The sequence below is a fragment of the Salinilacihabitans rarus genome, assembly GCF_024296665.1.
Taxonomy (GTDB): Archaea; Halobacteriota; Halobacteria; order Halobacteriales; family Natrialbaceae; genus Salinilacihabitans; species Salinilacihabitans rarus.
This window is the reverse complement of the sequence record NZ_CP100762.1, coordinates 543,064-561,505: the sequence shown is the minus strand read 5'-3', so window position 1 is coordinate 561,505 and position 18,442 is coordinate 543,064. Positions and strand designations below refer to the sequence as shown.

At 58.9% G+C, this 18,442-nt stretch carries 14 protein-coding genes and 2 CRISPR repeat arrays (1 of these 16 cut by a window edge); of the genes, 1 reads left to right on the top strand and 13 read right to left on the bottom strand.

Translation table 11 applies throughout. The features are described 5' to 3' along the window. A CRISPR array of direct repeats spans window positions 1-398; the repeat unit is 37 nt; unit sequence GTTTCAATCCCGTGCTGGGTTTTCTGGTCTCTGCGAC (it extends 2,552 nt beyond the left edge of the window). A gap of 117 nt (window positions 399-515) precedes the next feature. The 9 genes from cas2 to cas6 are packed head-to-tail and all read right to left on the bottom strand — an operon-like array spanning window position 516 to window position 10,027. After that, on the bottom strand, window positions 516-788 hold the full coding sequence (gene cas2 / locus NKG98_RS02930; protein ID WP_254768249.1) for a CRISPR-associated endonuclease Cas2: 273 nt from the start codon (window positions 786-788) through the stop codon (window positions 516-518). A gap of 2 nt (window positions 789-790) precedes the next feature. Further along, complete coding sequence (gene cas1, locus NKG98_RS02925) at window positions 791-1,795, bottom strand: CRISPR-associated endonuclease Cas1 (protein ID WP_254768248.1); 1,005 nt, start codon at window positions 1,793-1,795, stop codon at window positions 791-793. Next, window positions 1,792-2,400 carry a CRISPR-associated protein Cas4 gene (gene cas4 / locus NKG98_RS02920; protein WP_254768247.1) on the bottom strand — a complete coding sequence of 203 codons (609 nt, stop codon included), beginning with the start codon at window positions 2,398-2,400 and terminating at the stop codon, window positions 1,792-1,794. Before cas4 ends, cas1 begins: the two co-directional genes overlap by 4 nt. After that, complete coding sequence (cas3, locus tag NKG98_RS02915) at window positions 2,397-4,496, bottom strand: type I-D CRISPR-associated helicase Cas3' (RefSeq protein ID WP_254768246.1); 2,100 nt, start codon at window positions 4,494-4,496, stop codon at window positions 2,397-2,399. Before cas3 ends, cas4 begins: the two co-directional genes overlap by 4 nt. Then, a complete protein-coding gene (gene cas5d / locus NKG98_RS02910) occupies window positions 4,493-5,200 on the bottom strand; it encodes a type I-D CRISPR-associated protein Cas5/Csc1 (RefSeq protein WP_254768245.1) in 708 nt (235 codons plus the stop codon). The genes cas3 and cas5d overlap by 4 nt, the downstream gene beginning before the upstream one ends. Window positions 5,201-5,204: 4 nt before the next feature. After that, a complete protein-coding gene (gene cas7d, locus NKG98_RS02905; protein WP_254768244.1) occupies window positions 5,205-6,200 on the bottom strand; it encodes a type I-D CRISPR-associated protein Cas7/Csc2 in 996 nt (331 codons plus the stop codon). Then, window positions 6,200-6,640: a type I-D CRISPR-associated protein Cas10d/Csc3 gene (cas10d, locus tag NKG98_RS02900; RefSeq protein ID WP_254768243.1), complete on the bottom strand. Its 441-nt coding sequence runs from the start codon at window positions 6,638-6,640 to the stop codon at window positions 6,200-6,202. Before cas10d (NKG98_RS02900) ends, cas7d begins: the two co-directional genes overlap by 1 nt. Beyond that, a complete protein-coding gene (gene cas10d, locus NKG98_RS02895) occupies window positions 6,637-9,165 on the bottom strand; it encodes a type I-D CRISPR-associated protein Cas10d/Csc3 (protein WP_254768242.1) in 2,529 nt (842 codons plus the stop codon). Before cas10d (NKG98_RS02895) ends, cas10d (NKG98_RS02900) begins: the two co-directional genes overlap by 4 nt. Next, entirely contained in the window at window positions 9,158-10,027 is an 870-nt protein-coding gene (cas6, locus tag NKG98_RS02890; protein ID WP_254768241.1) for a CRISPR system precrRNA processing endoribonuclease RAMP protein Cas6, read from the bottom strand. The genes cas10d (NKG98_RS02895) and cas6 overlap by 8 nt, the downstream gene beginning before the upstream one ends. A gap of 177 nt (window positions 10,028-10,204) precedes the next feature. Between cas6 and csa3 the strand changes: the two genes are divergently transcribed. Then, window positions 10,205-10,855: a CRISPR-associated CARF protein Csa3 gene (gene csa3 / locus NKG98_RS02885; RefSeq protein WP_254768240.1), complete on the top strand. Its 651-nt coding sequence runs from the start codon at window positions 10,205-10,207 to the stop codon at window positions 10,853-10,855. A gap of 111 nt (window positions 10,856-10,966) precedes the next feature. Continuing rightward, a CRISPR array of direct repeats spans window positions 10,967-12,331; the repeat unit is 37 nt; unit sequence GTCGCAGGAGTCAGAAAACCCAGCACGGGATTGAAAC. Between the two features lie 203 nt (window positions 12,332-12,534). On the opposite strand, the gene NKG98_RS02880 is transcribed toward csa3, so the two are convergent. The 4 genes from NKG98_RS02880 to NKG98_RS02865 are packed head-to-tail and all read right to left on the bottom strand — an operon-like array spanning window position 12,535 to window position 18,431. Beyond that, window positions 12,535-16,341 (bottom strand): glycine-rich protein, encoded by a 3,807-nt coding sequence (locus NKG98_RS02880; RefSeq protein WP_254768239.1) that lies wholly within the window; start codon window positions 16,339-16,341, stop codon window positions 12,535-12,537. Then, window positions 16,342-17,502 carry a hypothetical protein gene (locus tag NKG98_RS02875; RefSeq protein WP_254768238.1) on the bottom strand — a complete coding sequence of 387 codons (1,161 nt, stop codon included), beginning with the start codon at window positions 17,500-17,502 and terminating at the stop codon, window positions 16,342-16,344. A gap of 11 nt (window positions 17,503-17,513) precedes the next feature. Next, window positions 17,514-18,173 carry a hypothetical protein gene (locus NKG98_RS02870; RefSeq protein ID WP_254768237.1) on the bottom strand — a complete coding sequence of 220 codons (660 nt, stop codon included), beginning with the start codon at window positions 18,171-18,173 and terminating at the stop codon, window positions 17,514-17,516. A gap of 57 nt (window positions 18,174-18,230) precedes the next feature. Continuing rightward, window positions 18,231-18,431 carry a hypothetical protein gene (locus NKG98_RS02865; protein ID WP_254768236.1) on the bottom strand — a complete coding sequence of 67 codons (201 nt, stop codon included), beginning with the start codon at window positions 18,429-18,431 and terminating at the stop codon, window positions 18,231-18,233. Window positions 18,432-18,442 lie beyond the last annotated feature (11 nt).

The window sequence follows — 18,442 nt, the reverse complement described above, 5'->3', positions numbered from 1 at the left end:
TTTCAATCCCGTGCTGGGTTTTCTGGTCTCTGCGACGTCGCCCTCAAGGTCTCCGGGTTGGATGTGGAGCTGTTTCAATCCCGTGCTGGGTTTTCTGGTCTCTGCGACGTGGCCCGAAGTGCTCCGCTGGTATGCCACGCAGTTTCAATCCCGTGCTGGGTTTTCTGGTCTCTGCGACTTCGTCACGCCGGCGGGCGCGTTCGAGATTGAGAGTTTCAATCCCGTGCTGGGTTTTCTGGTCTCTGCGACGTCCTCGCGCGAGGGCATCGTATAGCTGATCCAGTAGGGTTTCAATCCCGTGCTGGGTTTTCTGGTCTCTGCGACGATTGGCGCGAATGGGCGTACCTGCAAGCAGATAATTGTTTCAATCCCGTGCTGGGTTTTCTGGTCTCTGCGACAGGGGGTCGAGATACAACCAGAGGAATCAAAAACGTTTCTTGTGGTCTGAAATCCTCACCTGCATTCGTCGACTGGGGCTGTACAGTGAGTTAATAAAGGTTCACGAAGAGAGACCGTCAGATTACGTTCGACTGTTCGTCGGGTGGCTCACTCCCGATATCCGTCGTCGCGTCTTGGCAGGCACTACAGAGTCGATAGATCCGAATTCGGTCTCCGTCGCTAGAATTGATGTATGACTCAAGTTCGTCTACCAGCTCGACGCGTTGGGCACTGTCTATCTCGAGTTCGAAGACACTGTACTGTTGCCAAGCACCGTATCGTTGTAGCGTCCGATACACACGGCGGCGATTTGTATCGTCGCTGACGTCGTATGCGATCACGAGACGCATGGTTATCGTACAAACGAAAATGAGTGATACTTGTCGAGCTCGCTAGTGATTGTCTTTCGCAAGAGAATTGCTTGCTGGCGAATTGCCTTACGTCGCGTGACGGTGTACTCAAAGTGTGGGTGGGTCAGTTCTTCTTTCATGAACTCGTCGAACTTCGCGCAGTAGGTCTTGAACGCGTCGCCGTTGAGTCGGTTGTCCTTCCGGAAGTCGTCGTGGGTAATCGTCCCTCGGTTGACTAGCCGCGTGACGAAGGCATCGCAGAAGATCGGTCGAAACTCCTCCTGGAGGTCCAATGCGAGTGATGGGCGGCCGTGGCGATCAGCGTGTAACACACCGAGAAACGGATCAAGATTATATTGTCGAAGTGCAGCCAGTACCTCGTTTTTCATGAAGACGTAGGTCAGTGATAACAACGAGTTGATGTGATCTTCCGGTGGTCGTTTTGTCCGTTTTTCGAACGTCCAGCCGTCGATGAGCGTCTCGTCGAGTCGCTGGAAGTATCGCTCTGCAGCTTCACCCTCCACGCCACGGATGTCGTCTTTCGTCGTCGCGTCCTCCACCCGGACACCAAGGTCCTTGAGGACATCCGTTCCGTACACGCCCTTCCGGGAGAGCAGCGTTCGTGCGTTGCGAACCTTCGCCTGAATCATCTGTCGAGCGATAGCGATCTCATCATCCCTCGAGAGGGCGTACTGTGCTCGACGGACCTCCGCGATTGTGTTCTTCTCAGGAACAAAGCTTCCTCGGTACTTCCCGTTCTCGGTGAAGTAGTTGAGGACGATCCCGTGTTCGTTTGCCTTCGCGACGAACGGCGTCGAGAAGTTGACCCCGCCGAAGACGTTGATTGTATCTAGCTGCTCGATCGGATATCCAGCTAATTTTCGGTCTTCATCTTCCTCGGCGTCGACGTTCCAGATCACGACCTGCCCCCCGTCGATCCGGACTTGGGTACCTTGTTTGGTCACGAAGATGACCGAATCCTCGAAGATCGCTTCTGATTCTTTCATTGCTGGTCCTCCCAGCCTGTGCCACGGACTTTATCATGTTCCATTCGGGCGGTTTCAGCCGGTAGGCAGTATTCGCGTGCAGAACAGCCGTCGCATTTACTCGGATTATCCGTGAATGGTGGGATCGAACTGACAGTCATCGAGTTGATGCGGGAGACGGTTTCTTCCACGGTTTGTCGATGGTTGTCCGAAATTCGGATCGCGTGTCGTTCGTCTGTCGAGTAGAGATAAATATATCCGACATTGACTTGCTCATCGATCGCAGACTCAAGCAACATACAGTATCCAGCCAACTGAACCTCATCACTCAGATAGTAATCCCCACTCTCGGCCCGTTTCCGCTCGACAGGGGTAAGCGAACCATGATCACTCTCGACGAGGTCAATCTTTCCATGCAATCCGAGCTCTTCCGATCGGAAGTACCGTTCCGTGGTCCAACCGCCACGGCGTGACTGGGTAGCGTGTTTCGATCGCCCGTCAACGAGCTCAAACGGCGAACCGATCTGATCGTGATATCGATGATAGTAATATCGTCGTGAACAATAAACGAACTCCTGTAACGCACTAACGTGCACGAGTTCATCCCTGAATCCCGATCCTATCATATGGAGTTAATAGATCCGGTATCATCCGTCAGCCGGTTCTTTTGTTCGAGAACGTGACAATGAAGGTAGAGAGCATCAGTTCCGATAGCGAGACTATGCACAGCTTTGTTCTGTACCTGAATCGGATAAAGGAAGAAAAAGTCGTCGAGGCCGTACTGTCGTTTCACGCGACTAGGAGAGCCACTAACAGCATAACACAGTAATCCTTCTTCTTCGTCGTCAACTCGCTCACCTCGTTTGCGAAGTCGTTCGTTGACCTTCGTGATTGAAGGAACGCGCGATCCAGTCCCATTCGGATCGACGTCGATTCGCAACCCAGATTTTGTCTGTGGTTTCCGTCCTGTATTCGAGGTCTGGTCCAGCCACGCGTTCAGCGTGCCACCCGTAAAATACACGTTGCGACCGTAACCTTCGTCGTTGGTCTGGATCGTCCCGTCGTAGATACAGAACCCGTCGACATATCGATGGCTACGGTCGATACTGTCTCTGTGTCTATCTGGAATGATCCGCTCGAACGTTCCGCGGTCGACGAATTCTACGTTGCCGTACCTAAGGAGGTAAAACAGGTCGTAGACGGTGACGTACTCTCTCGTCCGGTCGTAGACGAGTGACTGAATGCTATCTCCTCGGTACCACTGTAGTTTCGTCAGTACTCGCCAGTTGAGGGCACCGGTGAACGCCTCCATATCTCGGAGCGAAAACTCCGTTTCCGATCCGATGCCAAAGTGCCGTTTGATACGGTCAAGTGTCGATCGCTTGATCTCTTGCACTTCGTCTGGCGGAGCGTTTCGTAGCCGATCATTGAGGTGTTCGAACGCCTCTGCCGCTGAGTATCGTGCGTCGAATGTCTCGGGACGACGTGGTTCGGGGTATGCGTCGTCCAGCAACTCATCAAGTTCCTGTCGGGTAAGTGTCTCGCTGTCGTGGTTCGACAACATATCGGCAATCCCTGCTGGCACGTAACACCGGGCTTTCCGTAAACAGGTCTCCGAGCGCAACCGTCCGAGTCGCTGGAGAAAGCTATCCTTGTCATGACCGGCGAAGAGAATTCGGTCAACATCGAAGTCAATACCGACCTCAACGGCCGAATTGCTGACCAAAACGTCGAACTGATTGAGTTTTTCGCGCTTGTCGCCCCTGTCGAAGCCGTCAATCCGTTCAACGCGGCCGTCAAGCGTGTTCTGGAGCCACCTGTGGACGGCTTCGACCTCGTGAATACCGTCGAGCATGATGACCGTTCTGCCCCTGCGACAGAACGACAGCGTCTCCTCCTCATCGCTTTTGAGTGTCTCACCCGTGCCGAAGGTTGGCGCCGTTCGGACATTGAGTTCGATAGGTGGCATTACTCCGTACCAATCGTCGCCGGGTGGATCGGTGAACGATGCCAGTTCACAACAATTTTCTTTGGTGATCCGCACGTACGGTGCCTCCATCGCGTGTTCGAAAAGTCGTTCTTGGCGTTCGTCAGGTGTCGCACTAAGAAACGCCACCTTCCGGAGCGCGACGATCTCCTCGTCTTCCGCTTGCATCTCGTCAAGCAGAAAGCGAAGAGTGTTCTGCTCCTTGCGACCGGCTCGATGAAATTCATCGACGATCGCGGCTTCGAAGTCCTTGTATTCACGTGATCCTCTTCGATAGAGGTTGCGACGCATCATCACGAGAAGGTCTGGGTTCGTCAACAGGATACGCTGATCGTTGTAGCGTCCCTCCTGTTGAAGCCAGTCGTCAAGGACTCCTCCATGCGAATTAGGAGCGAACTGGTCACTCCTTTCAGCTAGCCTGTCCGCGGTCACTCTCAACACGGCAACGTCGTGATTTACTGCATCGTCGACTGCACGTTGGATGGCATCTTGCTGATCTGCAATGAGCGCGTTGGTGGGGTAGATCGCGATTGTGTCGAGTTGTTCGTCGAGGACTGGGGCCAGCCACGACGATGTTTTTCCACCACCAGTTGGACTATCGTTTACCGCGACAAATCGATCGCGTTCTTGAAATAACCACAACATTTCCCGCTGGTGGGCGAAGGGAGCGACGTCGAACGGATAGGGATGATCGTACGTTCGGAGTGCAACGCCGGCGAGATTGAGCGTTGTCATCGTTTGGTCGCGAGGAAGATGAGTCCGGCAGGAAAGTGAATAGGGTCGTTCTCGCCCCGGTCGATGCTGATGTACTCGCCGGTGTAATCGCCCTGCATCACGAGTGGCGTGGGCTTCATCGCCTTCGTAATGACATTACCCTCTGGAGGATCGGGATGATCGTACGCGCCGATCGGATGATTCAGTCTAAACTTTCCGGTTTGTCGGGTTGAAGGGCGTCGTTTGACATCGAGTCTGGCTTTCCCTCGTTTTTTGCCCAGCCTGACGTAGCTCGGCAACCGTCGTTCGAGGTCGGCTACCGATCGTCCGCGCGGGATGATGAAAAACCGGAGCGGCGTCCCGTGAGCGAGTGACCGTCGTCGCCCATATGAAGGCAGGTTCTGTTTGGCGTTCGGGTCATCTTGAGCCGAGTAGTTCACCTCCGCGTATTCGTCGCGCGTCGCATTGTAGGTGGTCGTCACGTAGTTCGGTGCGGCTTCGTCGGTTGGCGCAGCAGGCGAGACGTAGATGTCGGTGATATCCGCAGTGTCCTCGATATAAGTCGGTTCGTATGAGGTATCCACGTAGCGACCACTCGCGAGACCCAGCGCGTAGTAGAGAGCCGTGTTGAGGATGTACGGCTCCGTATCGGCCAGTCGTCCGACCTCTCGCGAGGTGAACGTGACTTCCCCGCGCGTCCGAAGAATCGCTTCGAGAACCTTCATGCCTTTACTCCGCCTGATCGAGGAATGTCCTCGAGTGTTCTCGCTGCTCTGCCAGCAAGTCGCCGAGCTCCTCGCTCGTCGCCTTATCGAGAATCTCGGCGACCGTTCCATCGGACACTCGTTCTAGGTCTAAGCCATCGGCGTCGATAGCGCCCTCAAACGCGGCCTGAACGTGATCTGCGGTGCGTGACGGATCGAGTGTTTCGGCCATCACCACGTCAGTAACCGAATCGTAATCGGTCCGTTCATCGTCTCGCAACCGCGAGATCGCTTCTCGCGTCAACTCTAGGTTCGCTGGCCCTTCTTCGCTCCCAACATACATGCCGAGAATTCGGTTATTGACTCGTCCGAGTCGGGACGTTGTCGCTCCATAGCGTTTGTTCTTGGCAGTAATTCCGAGTACGAACGCGACCTCTGCTGGAGTCGCGTCTCGAAGCGTCACGACGCTGGGAAACATCGTTCCGGGCTCGAAGAAGTCGGGTTCCCGGATCGTTGCCTCCGCGGATTTGGCGAAATCGTCACCGGGCGCATTCTGGAACTTCTCGTCAATTACGACGCTCGCGTCGCGTAATGAGTAGGCCGTGTCGTACATGACCCGCGAAGTGATCGAAATGTCGTTCCCTTCATTGTTACTCGCGGCGCTTCCATAGAGGATGCACTCAATGCAGTCTTGACACATCTCGTTAACTTGCATCGTACACTCGTCTTCGTCATCATCGAAGAGGTCGAGGTCGCGCTGTAGGGCTTTCCCGAAGCGTCGGTCGCTCCCGGTCTGTTTTCGCATGAACATGAGACCGGGAGCGTAGTCCTGAGGTCCATTAGTGGTACCGAGGGGAACAGTTGCGATGTCAGCGTCCTCTCCATTGGTCGTGAAAACTGCATGACTCTCGAGTTCACGAAGGACGAGTAGATTAACGAAATTGCTCCGAGGACGGAGCGTCATCTCGTCTGCGGGAACAGTACCAGGTTCAAGTTCGGGATAGGTGTCTTGGTCGATCATTAGTTGTCGGTATTTGCGGAGTCGTTTTCGAACTGTTCGCGCTGCAGCCGGAGCGTCGCCGCGTAGAACCCGTCTGCGAGATTGTTCGCCCGGCGCTTCAACCGCGACGGCTTGCCGTCGAACATCCCGATTAGGACCTCATCGACGAAGAATTCGGCATATCGTTCGACGCGCTCATTGTAAGCGCCACCGACATCACTGTCTTCGTATGGGACGCGATAGACCTGTTCACTTCGTTCGGGAACTTTCCCGACTCGACCGGCAACTGCATCGATCGCGTCCTGTCGGGAAATTTCAAGCGGTCCGAACTCTTTGACTGCCTTGACGCTCTCGCGGAATACACGTTCGATCGCGTACGGTTTGTCGTTTCCCGGCGCGGGCCGTATCACGTCGAACGAACGCGCTGCGAGTTCTGCAATTGTATCGCTTGTCTCTTTCATTTGTCGTGTATTTTGGTGGTGTTAGTTGTCGAATCTATACCAGTTTCCTGATCGAGCACCCGTGCTTCCTCCAGCAGATAGCGAGCGTCACTGCCATCATCGGCCTGCGCGATGCGCTTGAGCAGGTGTGATCCGGGGAGCAGCTGATTCCGCGTTACCCGGAGGAACTTCGCGAACAGCGCGTCGTTTCGCTTTTTATTGTTACTATCCATCGCTCCATACCCTAATTTGACAAGTGCTGACGCAGCTCGCAATCGGGATTCAACTCGCGACAGTGGTATTTCTGTGCTGTAGAAATCATGGACCTGTGTAAACCCGGCCCCAACGCGAGCGTACGTCTGGAAGTCTCGACCCCTGATGTCGGGGATCGGAGACTCCGAGACATATACTCGAAGACCGGCGTATGCTGCGACAGCAAGGGCAACATACACACCGAAGAACTGGAATTCCGCCTCGTTGTCTTGCGGTTTGTAGTACCCGAGAGTGCGAGCACCGTACTGCGTTCCCGGATTAAATCCCTGATCGAGCGTTTCAACCATCGGACGACCGCTTTCCTCATCGAAGAGCGCGTTCTCGAATCCCTCAACGTTCGCCGCCTCAGGGTCGTCCGTCAGCCACAGTATTGCTTCCGCCAGCCGTCCGAGTTCGATTTGGCTCTCCCCAGTAAATTCGCTCATGACGTCGCTGTAGCTACGCCACGATAGCGGTGTGTAGAAGTAATCAGGGATCAGGTGAACAAAGAGTCGACCCTCTTCTCTTTGAGATGCACCGGTTTCCCGTAACGAGAGTTCTATCTGACATGGAATACAAGTGAGCAGATTGTCGGGTTTGCCGGCATCCACTGGCACATGATTGGAATACCCCGCTTTGAGTGTTGTTAGTGACTTAGGGGTCTCGATATCGGCCTTTCGCGTACTCGTTGTACCACGGTTGCAAAGCACACACGTTTTCCCCCGCCGGGTATTATGATATTCCTCGAATGGGTCACTGAGGGTCTCGCTGCCTACAGCGATTGGACATCCATCGATAGATACCACGTCAGATAGGTACGCTGCGAGTTCTTCGCGTAGATTTCCGGCATGGAAGTCTTCGACGATCTCGGCCCAATTTTCAGCACGCCGACTGAGACCTGAATTGGCTCGTTCTTTCAATTTAACTGGATCGGTCAAATCTTCGTTGAGCAGAGCTTGTCCAATTCCGTAAGCATAGTCCCATCTTCCTCCGGCAGTCAAAGAGAAGTCTGACTTATCATTATCATCCTCTTCAGATGCTTTCAGCAACCCCTCAAGAACTTCATCAGAGATGGATAATATCTTACATGTTTCTTTCAGTTGAGAATCTGCATTATCTTCAATCAGTGGATCGACGAACGCACGCCGTACGGTATATACGAATCTTGCTATTCCGACTGGCCTACGCGTGCGTTCAATATTTAGTGGGATATATTCCTCAAGACTCTCCATCGTCTCTACCATGTTTTCGGTGGGCTCTTCATCTGGATTTGCGTCCGAAACAGATTTTTGAGCTACCGCAGCAAGCACGGTTTCTGCACCAGCGTAGAAGAAATCTTGATCATTGATCCCGTAGAAATCCTTCGCATATCGGGTAGACAGATTCGACCTAAGTTCGCTTGCAGACGCGAATGCGGAATGTGATTTCTGTGTATTTTCTTGAAGTTGCTCTAAAATTTCATCGACCAGTGTTTGATCTACCTCTGGCCGATTCACATCTTCTGGCGCGAGGTAGACGCATCCGTCCTGATAGATCGCCACCGGCTGATAGTCGAACGCGCCCAAGCGTTCGGAGACCGCCGCGTTCAGGAGATTCGTCAAGACCCCTTTCACGTCATCGATGACGTGGCAGCGGAGTTCAAATTCCGATTTGAGATAGGCGCGGTTGATCGCTGTCTGGACAGATTTAGTCGTTGCTGCTTCGGGTGTGTCACACGATGCAAATGCGTCCGCAACTCGTACGAACGGACGCAGATCGTCGAACCGGCGCGTCGTCTGGTCGTAGTTGGCCGTCCAGTCGTCATGGTGGTCGATCGCACATGATCGGAAATCCTTGGTAGTCAATTCCGGCGCAAAGTCGTCGAGTCCAAACGCTTCGACGTACTGTTGCACTTCCTTAGCCGAAATGTCGAACCGGGATTCGGGGTCCACGTCACGCTCGGAATTGAGCTTGTGGATATCGTGGATCGTGAACAATGCGATCGTAGCTCGCAGATCTGCTTCGTCAAGTGTGTATCCGCCGAGCGATCGGGCGGCCTCATTCAACTGTGCGAGTACGAATACACCGTTCCTGACATGGTTGAGTAATGACTGGTCCGTTTTCCCCAACTCAACACTCTTCGCAGCCTCGAATCCCCACCCAGTGTCGACGATTCTAGGATCGACGGATGTCCGGAAGTCTTCCAGCACCGTCTCCTCCACCGATCGCTCGACTTCGGTCCCGCCGCCCGACTGTGGACGGAGATTTCCGAGGATTGAATCGAGGACGTCCTCGTCCGAGCGGTCGTCAGTCATCGGAGATAGTCACCTCCACGTCTCCACACCCTCGCGCGACGGCACTTCCAACACCTGAGTACTTCCCGAACAGCGCAAGCGTCGTTACGGCGTTCTCTACCGCCTCACTCGCGTCCTTGAACTCGTACTCACACAGGCCGGTGAACCCTTGCTTCATGATGCTTCGGGTCTCCCTATCGTCGGTTTCACCGCGACTCACCAGTACCGAGTGGGTGTCGTAGCGATCAGGATCGGGTTTCTCAAGCACGTTTCCGGCAATCTCCTCCTGTGAGAGATCCAACTCGAGTTCCTCGGGTGCGGTCCGGTTCCACTTTCCGAGTAGCGAGGTAAACACTGGAATCCGATGCGGGAACATCGTCGTCACGTCGCCGGCTTCCTCGATGCAGGTCGGCGTCTGGAACCGCATTTCGAGCGTCGGATCGTCCACGCGTGATGCACGTCCAAGGATCTCCTCGTGGGTCTCGTTCTCGCTTTCGAAGGTCTCGACGTGGAGCAACCCGTGGGAAAGTTCGAGCGAGTTACCCTCGAGGACGACGGCGTTGACAAGCGCCTGGAAGATTTCGACATCCGACGGGTCGACGATGCCGAGCGAGAGCCGGTATTGCTCACCGTTCCGGACAGACTTGTGATAGGGACGGTTGCTGTTCCCGAATGGACCGAGTAGCCCACTGCTGTGGACACTCCCCAGAGGCGCGTCGTGGACGCGCTGGCTCACGTCGGCGTCAACCGAATCGAGGGCATCGAGCAAGGCACCATACACCGAGTAGCCGTCGGAGTATGGCACTGGAAACGTCGACTCGGCTCGAAGCGTCAAGTCGACGCGCCGGAGTGCTGTTTGCGGTCGGGCGTGCTGCGATGACACGGCACTCTCTACCGACCGGGAGGTGATAAAGATATCGGAGATTAGATATTTCTTGTACAGCGATGAGACTAGTACCGGTCAGTTGCACCGCGACGAAGTGAGGGACACCGACGGACCGAGTCGCTGACCGTCGACCTGTCGGTACACCTTTAGTCGCTCTCCACGACGAATTCAGCAATGCGGACGTACGTGTCGACGCTGGGGTTTGACGAGACGCGGGTTACGCGACCAGTGTTGCGTAACGGACTTGAGGACGGCGACGTCGTTCGACTGTTGCGGCCCGAAACGGAGCGTGAAGACGATCGTGCAATGGCTGCGGTCGATCATGTGCGAGAGACGCTCCAGAAGATCACGCCGGGCGTGAAGGTTGCAGTTGAGCGCATCGATACGAGCGACGTTCCCGACGCGGTGCAACAGTGTGGTGCGATCATTGACGACGCCGACGGTTCGGTGATCGTCAATTTCGGCGGTGGAGCACGCGAGGTGTTCCTTCCGCTCTCGATGGCTGCCACGATGTATGCTCACCGTATCGAACAGGCGTTCCAGTACACCGATATCGACCAACAGGTGGCGGAGATTGAGCTTCCCCACCTTACCGCAACAATTCCTGAGCATGCACGTCCGACGTTACGGGCGCTCGCGATGGCTGATCAACAGCTATCGATCTCTGAACTCACCAGTAAAACTGATCACGACTCGAGTACGATTGCCCGGCACGTCGCCGTCCTCGAGGACGACGGTCTGGTCACGACTCAAAACAGTGGGCGAGCAAAGTACGTCGAGGTAACACCGACGGGGTGGTTGCTCTCGGAGGTTACTCGAGAATAACTCTTCGTCAACCTTTTTGAACCCTGTGTACAGCCCCGGTCCACGAACTGCTAGCCGAAAATGATGTGATGATAGACGTTTATAGTTTGCATAGACGTATTTCGACCCCCAGTCGCAGGAGTCAGAAAACCCAGCACGGGATTGAAACTCGTCAACAAACGGTTCGTCACTGTCCGGCACGATTGTCGCAGGAGTCAGAAAACCCAGCACGGGATTGAAACACCATTAAGATTCACCGGGATCAATGCAACCGATGTAGTCGCAGGAGTCAGAAAACCCAGCACGGGATTGAAACAGCTCGTCCGGCTCGTCGACCGCCGGGAGCCGCGTGTGTCGCAGGAGTCAGAAAACCCAGCACGGGATTGAAACAACTCTCCTATAATCAGAGCGGCGACGACAATCGCGGTCGCAGGAGTCAGAAAACCCAGCACGGGATTGAAACGAAGTTGCCGTCATCGTCGCGCTGCTCAGTGTCGAAGTCGCAGGAGTCAGAAAACCCAGCACGGGATTGAAACAGTTCGAGGTCGAATGCGACTCGGTTAACATCCTCGTGTCGCAGGAGTCAGAAAACCCAGCACGGGATTGAAACCGGTCGAGTAACTCGGTCTCGTCGTGGCCCCACTCGTCGCAGGAGTCAGAAAACCCAGCACGGGATTGAAACCCACACCAAAACGGCGAGGAGCGCCCGTGTGAGTCCGTCGCAGGAGTCAGAAAACCCAGCACGGGATTGAAACAGACTATAGTAACAGTCGGTCGCCCACGTCCGCCGAAGTCGCAGGAGTCAGAAAACCCAGCACGGGATTGAAACGATCTTGTCGGGATGCTCGCGGAAGTCATCCGCGAGGTCGCAGGAGTCAGAAAACCCAGCACGGGATTGAAACCTGTCGGAGTTGACCGAGACGATCGTGGTCACTGATTGTCGCAGGAGTCAGAAAACCCAGCACGGGATTGAAACGCCAGACCGTCGCCACCAACGACGTCCCGACGATGTCGCAGGAGTCAGAAAACCCAGCACGGGATTGAAACGCCGGCCTCGTGAAAGACGAGAGCGACGCCGAGGCGGTCGCAGGAGTCAGAAAACCCAGCACGGGATTGAAACTCATCTGGGGGTTCGACCTGCCGTTCGGAGGTGACCGTCGCAGGAGTCAGAAAACCCAGCACGGGATTGAAACAGCCTCCAGTGCTCGCGAACGGGTCAGCGAGTCCATGTCGCAGGAGTCAGAAAACCCAGCACGGGATTGAAACCGGCCGGCGTCGGTCGGTCGATAGGCGTTCGTCCGCTCGTCGACCGGCTGTCGCAGGAGTCAGAAAACCCAGCACGGGATTGAAACTAGCTGTTCCCGGCCCCGACAACGAACTTATCGCGGAGTCGCAGGAGTCAGAAAACCCAGCACGGGATTGAAACTAATCGTAGCTGATGCCGCCGTGACTGTGGCTGTGTCGCAGGAGTCAGAAAACCCAGAACGGGATTGAAACGGGCGATTGGCGGTGTATCTACCGGCCGCGTCGGTAGGTCGCAGCAGGGAGAAACCCAGAACGGAATTGGAACCCGTCAATGTCCAGAAGGCGGTTTAGGCGACCGCCCGTCTCACTAAGCAGAAAGCCTTGGTAGGTTGAATCAGTAGACCAATTCGCCTATCGCCGTACTGTTCGCAATTGTAGCGCTTTGTTACGATTGATCAGACCCGCTCGCTCGCCGTCTCGACCGTCGAGCGGATCTGCTCGATCGTCTCCCGGACGCGCTCCCGCGAGCCCAGCCGCAGCGAGAGGCGTTCCGGTGAGACCGTCAGGTCGTAGACGCTCATCGCCTCGCCCGGGACCCCCTCGAGATCGAGCGCCTCCAGGAGGCCGTCGAGGGCCGCGCTCGCCGGAATCTCGACGTCTGCCTCCCAGCGGGGGTCGGCCGCTGTGTCGACGATTAGTTTCGCCGCAAGTTCGCAGCCGCGTTCGGTCGTGATCCCGGAGATCGTGGCCGTCCGATCGTAGCGCGGGTCGCCGTCGTAGGCGTCGGCCTCGTAGGTGCCGGAGACCTTGTAGTTGTACGAAATCTCGATCTCCTGCCCGTCGGTGATGCTCCCGTCGGCGAGGAACGTGATCGTCCCGGTCGTGTTCTGGATCGTGTAGTCTTGAAGGTATTCGAACCTCTCGCCGCTGTCGGCATCTCGGACGGTCTCAGTCCCCGAGATGAGGTTCGTGTGCTCGAGTTCGATCGACGTCCCCAGGTCGGCGGTGATCGTCTCGGTCTCCGAGCGGCCCCCACCGAGAACGGTCGCCCGTAAGGTGCGATCGCCCCGTTTCGTCACCGAGTAGTTTGCGAGCGAGGGTGCCTCGGTGCTCGAGCGCTGGCCGGCCTGCGCCCAGTGGATCTCGGTGCCGTTGGCGTCGCTATACCGCACTTCGAACAGCGAGTCGGACTGCTCGGCGATCTCGACCAGGACGTCCAGCAGGTCGGTATCCCAGCTCGCGTTGACGACCAGCGGCGTGTCGTCGCCGTCGAACGACAACTCGTAGCTCTCGACGCGCTGGGGCGCATAGCCATACCGGGGTGACTGACTCCGGACGCCGTCCGGTTCGTAGCCGTCGAACGTCACGCGCGCCCGGAGACTGGCGCCGAGGGCGTCGAAGTCCGTCGAGACGGACGTCGCGTTCGTCACCTCGGTCCACGACCGGCCGTTGTCGTTCGAGAGCGCGATCGCCTGCGCGCCCGACGTATCGGTCCACGTGGTGTCGAGATACCCCGTCGTGACCGAGTAGACCGTCTGGGCATCGTCCGACTCGACCGTCACCGGCTTGTAGTCTACCGGCTTGTCGAGTGCCTTGCCGTCGGTCAGTTCCCCGTTCTCGTCGAAGTCAGTGCTGTCGTAGTATCGCATATCGTGGAGCGAGGCGGCGTCGAAGTAGATCAGATCGCCATCCCAGTAACACTCGACTTCGAGTCGGTACTCGCCCGGTGGGATGTCGCCGCCGTCCCACCCAGTGTAGTCGACGTCGTCGAACTGCGTCGAATCACCGAACCAGCCGGGGCTGCTGCCGTAGCCGATGTCTTCGAACGTGGCCTTGCCCAACGATGTACCGTCAGAGTCGTCGACGACGTGGACGCGAAAATACGCCGGGCTTGAGCCGTCGGCGCTGACGCGCGCCGCGATCCCGACCTCGCTCGCCGGGATCGTGTACTCGACGGAGAACGAGGTCGATTCGAGCCCGTCGCCGCTGGCACTGAAGGTGTACGTCTCGCCCATCGAGTAGATCGGATCCGAGATGTACCCCGCGTTCCCGGACAGATAGAACTGGGTGTCGCGGAGGAAACTGGTCTGCGCGTTCTCGAAGCCGCCGTCGCGGAAGACGACCGGCGTCGTCGCCTTGGGCGAGAAGACCTCTGCGAACTCCGTCCCTGTCGAGGCACTCTGGAGCGGTTCGTCGACCACCTCGTCGACGGCGGGGGCGTCGACGACCGCCGCGTATGACGTCTCGGTCGTGATAAGGTCGTCGGCGAGCGTGTGGGCGGCCTCCTGGTCGACGTCGCGCTGGATCCGGCGTTCGAGTTGCGTCCCGCCGACGCCGACGAGTTCGGCCCGCCCGGGCTCGATGACGACGTCGCGGAGTTCGTCGATCGGCTGGCGCTCCCCATCCCGGTAGACCCGCATCGGCGCGCCCTCGTACGACTGGAGCGCGTAGGCGTCGTCGCGCGGGATCGGGATGCGGGCTCGCGGGAGGTCGTTCACCCGCGGTTCAAGCCGGGCGCCGTCGAGGATGCGGGGGGTGAGCGTCTGGCCCGAGGGATGGTCGAGTTCGACGTGCCAGCCCCGCGGTGGCGCCGCCGACTGCGCGAGGCCCGCCGACGCGGTGGTGAGCGTGAGACTCGTATCGGCGTAGACGTACTGGGTGACCGCGCGGACCGTGTAGGTGAACTCGCGGTCCGGGTAGAGCCCGTCGGAGTCGTCGGTATAGCTCTCGGTCACCGTATCGAGCGTCGCGATCAACTCGCCGTCCTCGGGGTCGTCGTAGACGCGGTCGCGCTTGCCGTCTTCGCGCCGCCGCCAGATCTGTTGGCTGCCGTCGAAATTGGATTCGACCGTCCAGCCGAGCGTCACCGAATGCTGCCCGATTGACGTCCCCTGGAGGCCCGAGGCGGGGATGAGTGCTGTGATCTCGGCGGCCGTGTGCCATGCGCCGGTGACGTCGGCAGTCTCCGAGCGGATGCCGACGTCGTACTTCTCCCCGTCGAGAACGTTGGTGATGACGTACTCGAGTGGATCGGCGTCGAACGGGACCGTCGCCTCGTTCGCCGCGTCGTACGTGCTGTTGACCGACCGCTTCCACCGGATGCGGTACTGGCCGGTGTTGAGCCCGGCGTCGAACTCTTCGGCGAGGAGTTCGCCCTGGACGCTCCCATCGAGGACGAAGCCGTCGACGTCCGGGAGGGTCGTCGTCCCGCTGGCTTCGTTTGACTGGTCGGTCGAGCGACTGCCGTCGATCTCGACGTACGAGACGATGAGATAGTGGTACGTCGTCCCGTTGTTGATCCCCGTGTCGGTGTAGGAGACGGTCCCCTGCGGGAGGTCGGCGACGAGCGTATCGGTCGCGGGATCGACGGGTGACGACATCGAGCGGTAGATCTCGTGGCCGTCGACGTCGGGGTCGGGCTCGGTCCACGAGAGGTCGACCTCGGTGTCGCGTGTCGCGTCGACGGAGAGGTCGCTCGGTGCCGTGACCTCGATGTCCCACTCGATCGTGATACTCCCGTCCGTGCCGTCCGCGTCCACCGATCCGCCCGCCGACCCAGCGCCGGTCGTCGTCGTCGCGCTGGTGAGGTCGTCGATGTACGCCGACCCGCCACCGCCGCCGCCGGTCGTCGTAGCTCCGTGACCCCCGCCGCCGCCGTACCAGCCGCCGCCACCGCCAGCGCCGCTGTAATCCGGATACACCACGTCCTCGCCAGCACCACCCGCTCCGAACACCCCGTCGTCCGCGCCGGGCTCTCCAGCGCCGCCCGAAGTCTGGGTACCACCCTGACCACCGCCAGTGGAGCCGAAATGGTCGCCGCCGGCATTGCCCTCAAGTCCGCCGCCGTCACCGCCACCCCCTGTATCAGCAGACTCCGCCGCATTACCGGCACCGCCGCCGCCACCCGCGACCGCGACACGATCGTCGAGCGTCGTTCCGCCGATGCGGATGTCACTCGCCCCGCCGCCTGAAGCACTTCGTCTGGCCGACTGTCCATCCGCAGAGCCAGCGCCAGCGCCACCGTTGAACGTACTGCTCTTTGATTCCGCTTTACCCCCCTCGCCGACTCGGATCGTGAGAGTTTGACCGGCGGCGAGGCTGTCGGGGAGGTATCCTTCGGCGTACCCACCGTCACCACCGCTATCATGGCCGCCACCACCACCGCCCGCGCCGTTGAGTTGAACCCAGATGTTCGTCGCGTTCGGGTGGAGATCGAGCGTGTACTCGCCTGACGTATCGTACGTTTTGGAGAACTCCGCCATCTACCGCCGCACCTCCGAGCGGGGGACGAGCGTCTTCGCCGCGTTCGGATCCGTAATCGACGAACTGGCGATCGACGACAGCCACGTCTCCAGATCGGTCGGGATCGGCCCCGTCTCGTTCTCCGGGATCGAGAACAGCACCTCGTCGTAGCCCTTCGCGACGATCGCGTTCAACGCGAACAGCGAGCCGTCGACGTCGAACAGCAACTGGACGACGTCGCGCACCATCGAGACCGCCGTCAGGTCGACATCGAGCAGCGTGACCGTCGCCGGCTGGGTGCCCGCGAGGCCCGTGTCCGACCAGACGCCGTTCGTATCGTCCCACATCTCGGCGCTCATCGTCCCCGCGGTCTCGTCCGGACGTAGCCGCAGCAGGCCGTTATCGAGGACGATCTCGTTGGTGATGTCGTGGCCGGTGGAGTGGATCGTCTGCCACTGGCGCGGGCCCTGACTGCCGTCGCCCGTCGTCATGAACTTCTCCGCGTTCCCGCGCGTGTCGTAGGCGCGCACGCCGGTGCGGACGTCGTCGGCGTAGCTGACGTCGTAGATGAGCCACGGGTCGCTGACGCCGACCGCGGCCTCACCGTCGGCTAGGTCGTAGACGTCGACGTCAAGCGGCTCGGCCGCCCGCGTCTCGAGGGTGGTCGCCTGCGCGATGGCCTTTGACTCCGGATCGAACCAGCGGACCTTGCTCGCCGTGGTGGGCACGGCGACGAGCGCCTGCGTATCGGTCCCGAACTCGTGATCGAGTTGGCGCTGGGTCGGCTCGATCGCCCGGAAGTGCCGGCCACGTGCGCCGGCGTGAGTCAGCGAGAGGGTGTATCGCCAGACGCTTCGGTCGTTCGCGTGCAGCGGCGCGACGTCGGCGCTGGCGATCTCGTAGTAGCCCGCGTTCGGGTAGCCGCCGCTGCGGCGGTACAGCGGGAGCGCTCCAGTCGAGGCACCCGACAGTTCGTCGAGTTCGGTCGCGAGCATCGTCGAAACGTCCTCGCCCCAGCGGTACTGGCCTTCGAGCGTGAGGTCGGCTGCCTGCGAGGCGATCGACTCGACCATCGCGCTGTCCTCGTCGAGCAGACCCGCCTCGGCGAGTTGCTGGCCGAGGCGGTCGCGTTCGTCCGTTGCTGCCGACTCGGGGAGCGGGCTGTTGTACAGGTACTTCATGGGTCAGTGGGTCAGAAGTCCGGGATCAGTTCGGCGAGGTCGTCGAGGCCGTCGTTGATCGCACCCTGGAGGTCGACGTCCGGGAAGACGGCCGTCCATTCGAGTTCGAGTGTCACCTCGATCGCGCCCGGGTCGTCCGGGTCGTAGGTGACCGTCGCCTCGGTGATCGCGACCGGCAGCGGCTGCCCGAAAACGCCGGCCTCCGTCGAGTGTGAACCGTCGGTCCACTCGCCGATGTGGAGTCGACAGCCGCCGCGGCTATCGCTGCGGCTCTGCGTGACGTACCACTCGAAGACCTGCTTCATCGCCACCGGGTCGGCGCCCGTCGCGTCGGTCTTCGCGATGTCGTCGGGGTTGGTGGGATCGGTCGAGCCGTCACCCCACTGGGCGCCCTCGGCGCCGGCTTTGAAGCTCAACTGTTCCTGGTAGCCGCCGGCGCCGCCGTCGACGTGGTAGCCCTTGCGATCCTCGAGGTCGGCCTCCTCGACCTCGTCCGGGAGGAGGTCGACGCCGATGTCGTACGCCTCGCGGAGGTACTGCCCGCGGTTGCTTAGGAGGTACTGCTTTTGGACCGTCCCCGTATCGGTGAGGTCCTCCTGGAGTTCGAAGACGCCGGTCGTGCTATCGTCGAGGTCGATCTCGAGGACAGCCGTGTCTCTAAGTCCGGGCATGAGTCTCGGTATGGAAAACGGGGCCGCAGTGACCGCGCGGCGACGGGGATCGGGAGGCTACTCTGGCGTATCGGGCGCAGGGTCTTCTGTCGGCCGCCAGGTAAGCAAGAGATACATCCCGACCGAGACCGCTGCGACCACCACGAAGGCAACGACACCGCCGCCGATATACGCTGTCACGATGCCGAAAAAGACGACCGCGAGTGCGGCGAGTAACAGGCGGCGAACCCAAACGAGTGTGGTCACGCTGACGTTCATAACTGGCGCCT

Bases quoted from the DNA above. Each gene is read 5' to 3' on its own strand.
- cas4 (WP_254768247.1), bottom strand. From the start codon at position 2,400: ATGATAGGATCGGGATTCAGGGATGAACTCGTGCACGTTAGTGCGTTA.
- NKG98_RS02865 (WP_254768236.1), bottom strand. From the start codon at position 18,431: ATGAACGTCAGCGTGACCACACTCGTTTGGGTTCGCCGCCTGTTACTC.
- cas7d (WP_254768244.1), bottom strand. From the start codon at position 6,200: ATGATCGACCAAGACACCTATCCCGAACTTGAACCTGGTACTGTTCCC.
- cas1 (WP_254768248.1), bottom strand. From the start codon at position 1,795: ATGAAAGAATCAGAAGCGATCTTCGAGGATTCGGTCATCTTCGTGACC.
- csa3 (WP_254768240.1), top strand. From the start codon at position 10,205: ATGCGGACGTACGTGTCGACGCTGGGGTTTGACGAGACGCGGGTTACG.
- NKG98_RS02870 (WP_254768237.1), bottom strand. From the start codon at position 18,173: ATGCCCGGACTTAGAGACACGGCTGTCCTCGAGATCGACCTCGACGAT.
- NKG98_RS02880 (WP_254768239.1), bottom strand. From the start codon at position 16,341: ATGGCGGAGTTCTCCAAAACGTACGATACGTCAGGCGAGTACACGCTC.
- cas3 (WP_254768246.1), bottom strand. From the start codon at position 4,496: ATGACAACGCTCAATCTCGCCGGCGTTGCACTCCGAACGTACGATCAT.
- cas5d (WP_254768245.1), bottom strand. From the start codon at position 5,200: ATGAAGGTTCTCGAAGCGATTCTTCGGACGCGCGGGGAAGTCACGTTC.
- cas10d (WP_254768243.1), bottom strand. From the start codon at position 6,640: ATGAAAGAGACAAGCGATACAATTGCAGAACTCGCAGCGCGTTCGTTC.
- NKG98_RS02875 (WP_254768238.1), bottom strand. From the start codon at position 17,502: ATGAAGTACCTGTACAACAGCCCGCTCCCCGAGTCGGCAGCAACGGAC.
- cas2 (WP_254768249.1), bottom strand. From the start codon at position 788: ATGCGTCTCGTGATCGCATACGACGTCAGCGACGATACAAATCGCCGC.
- cas10d (WP_254768242.1), bottom strand. From the start codon at position 9,165: ATGACTGACGACCGCTCGGACGAGGACGTCCTCGATTCAATCCTCGGA.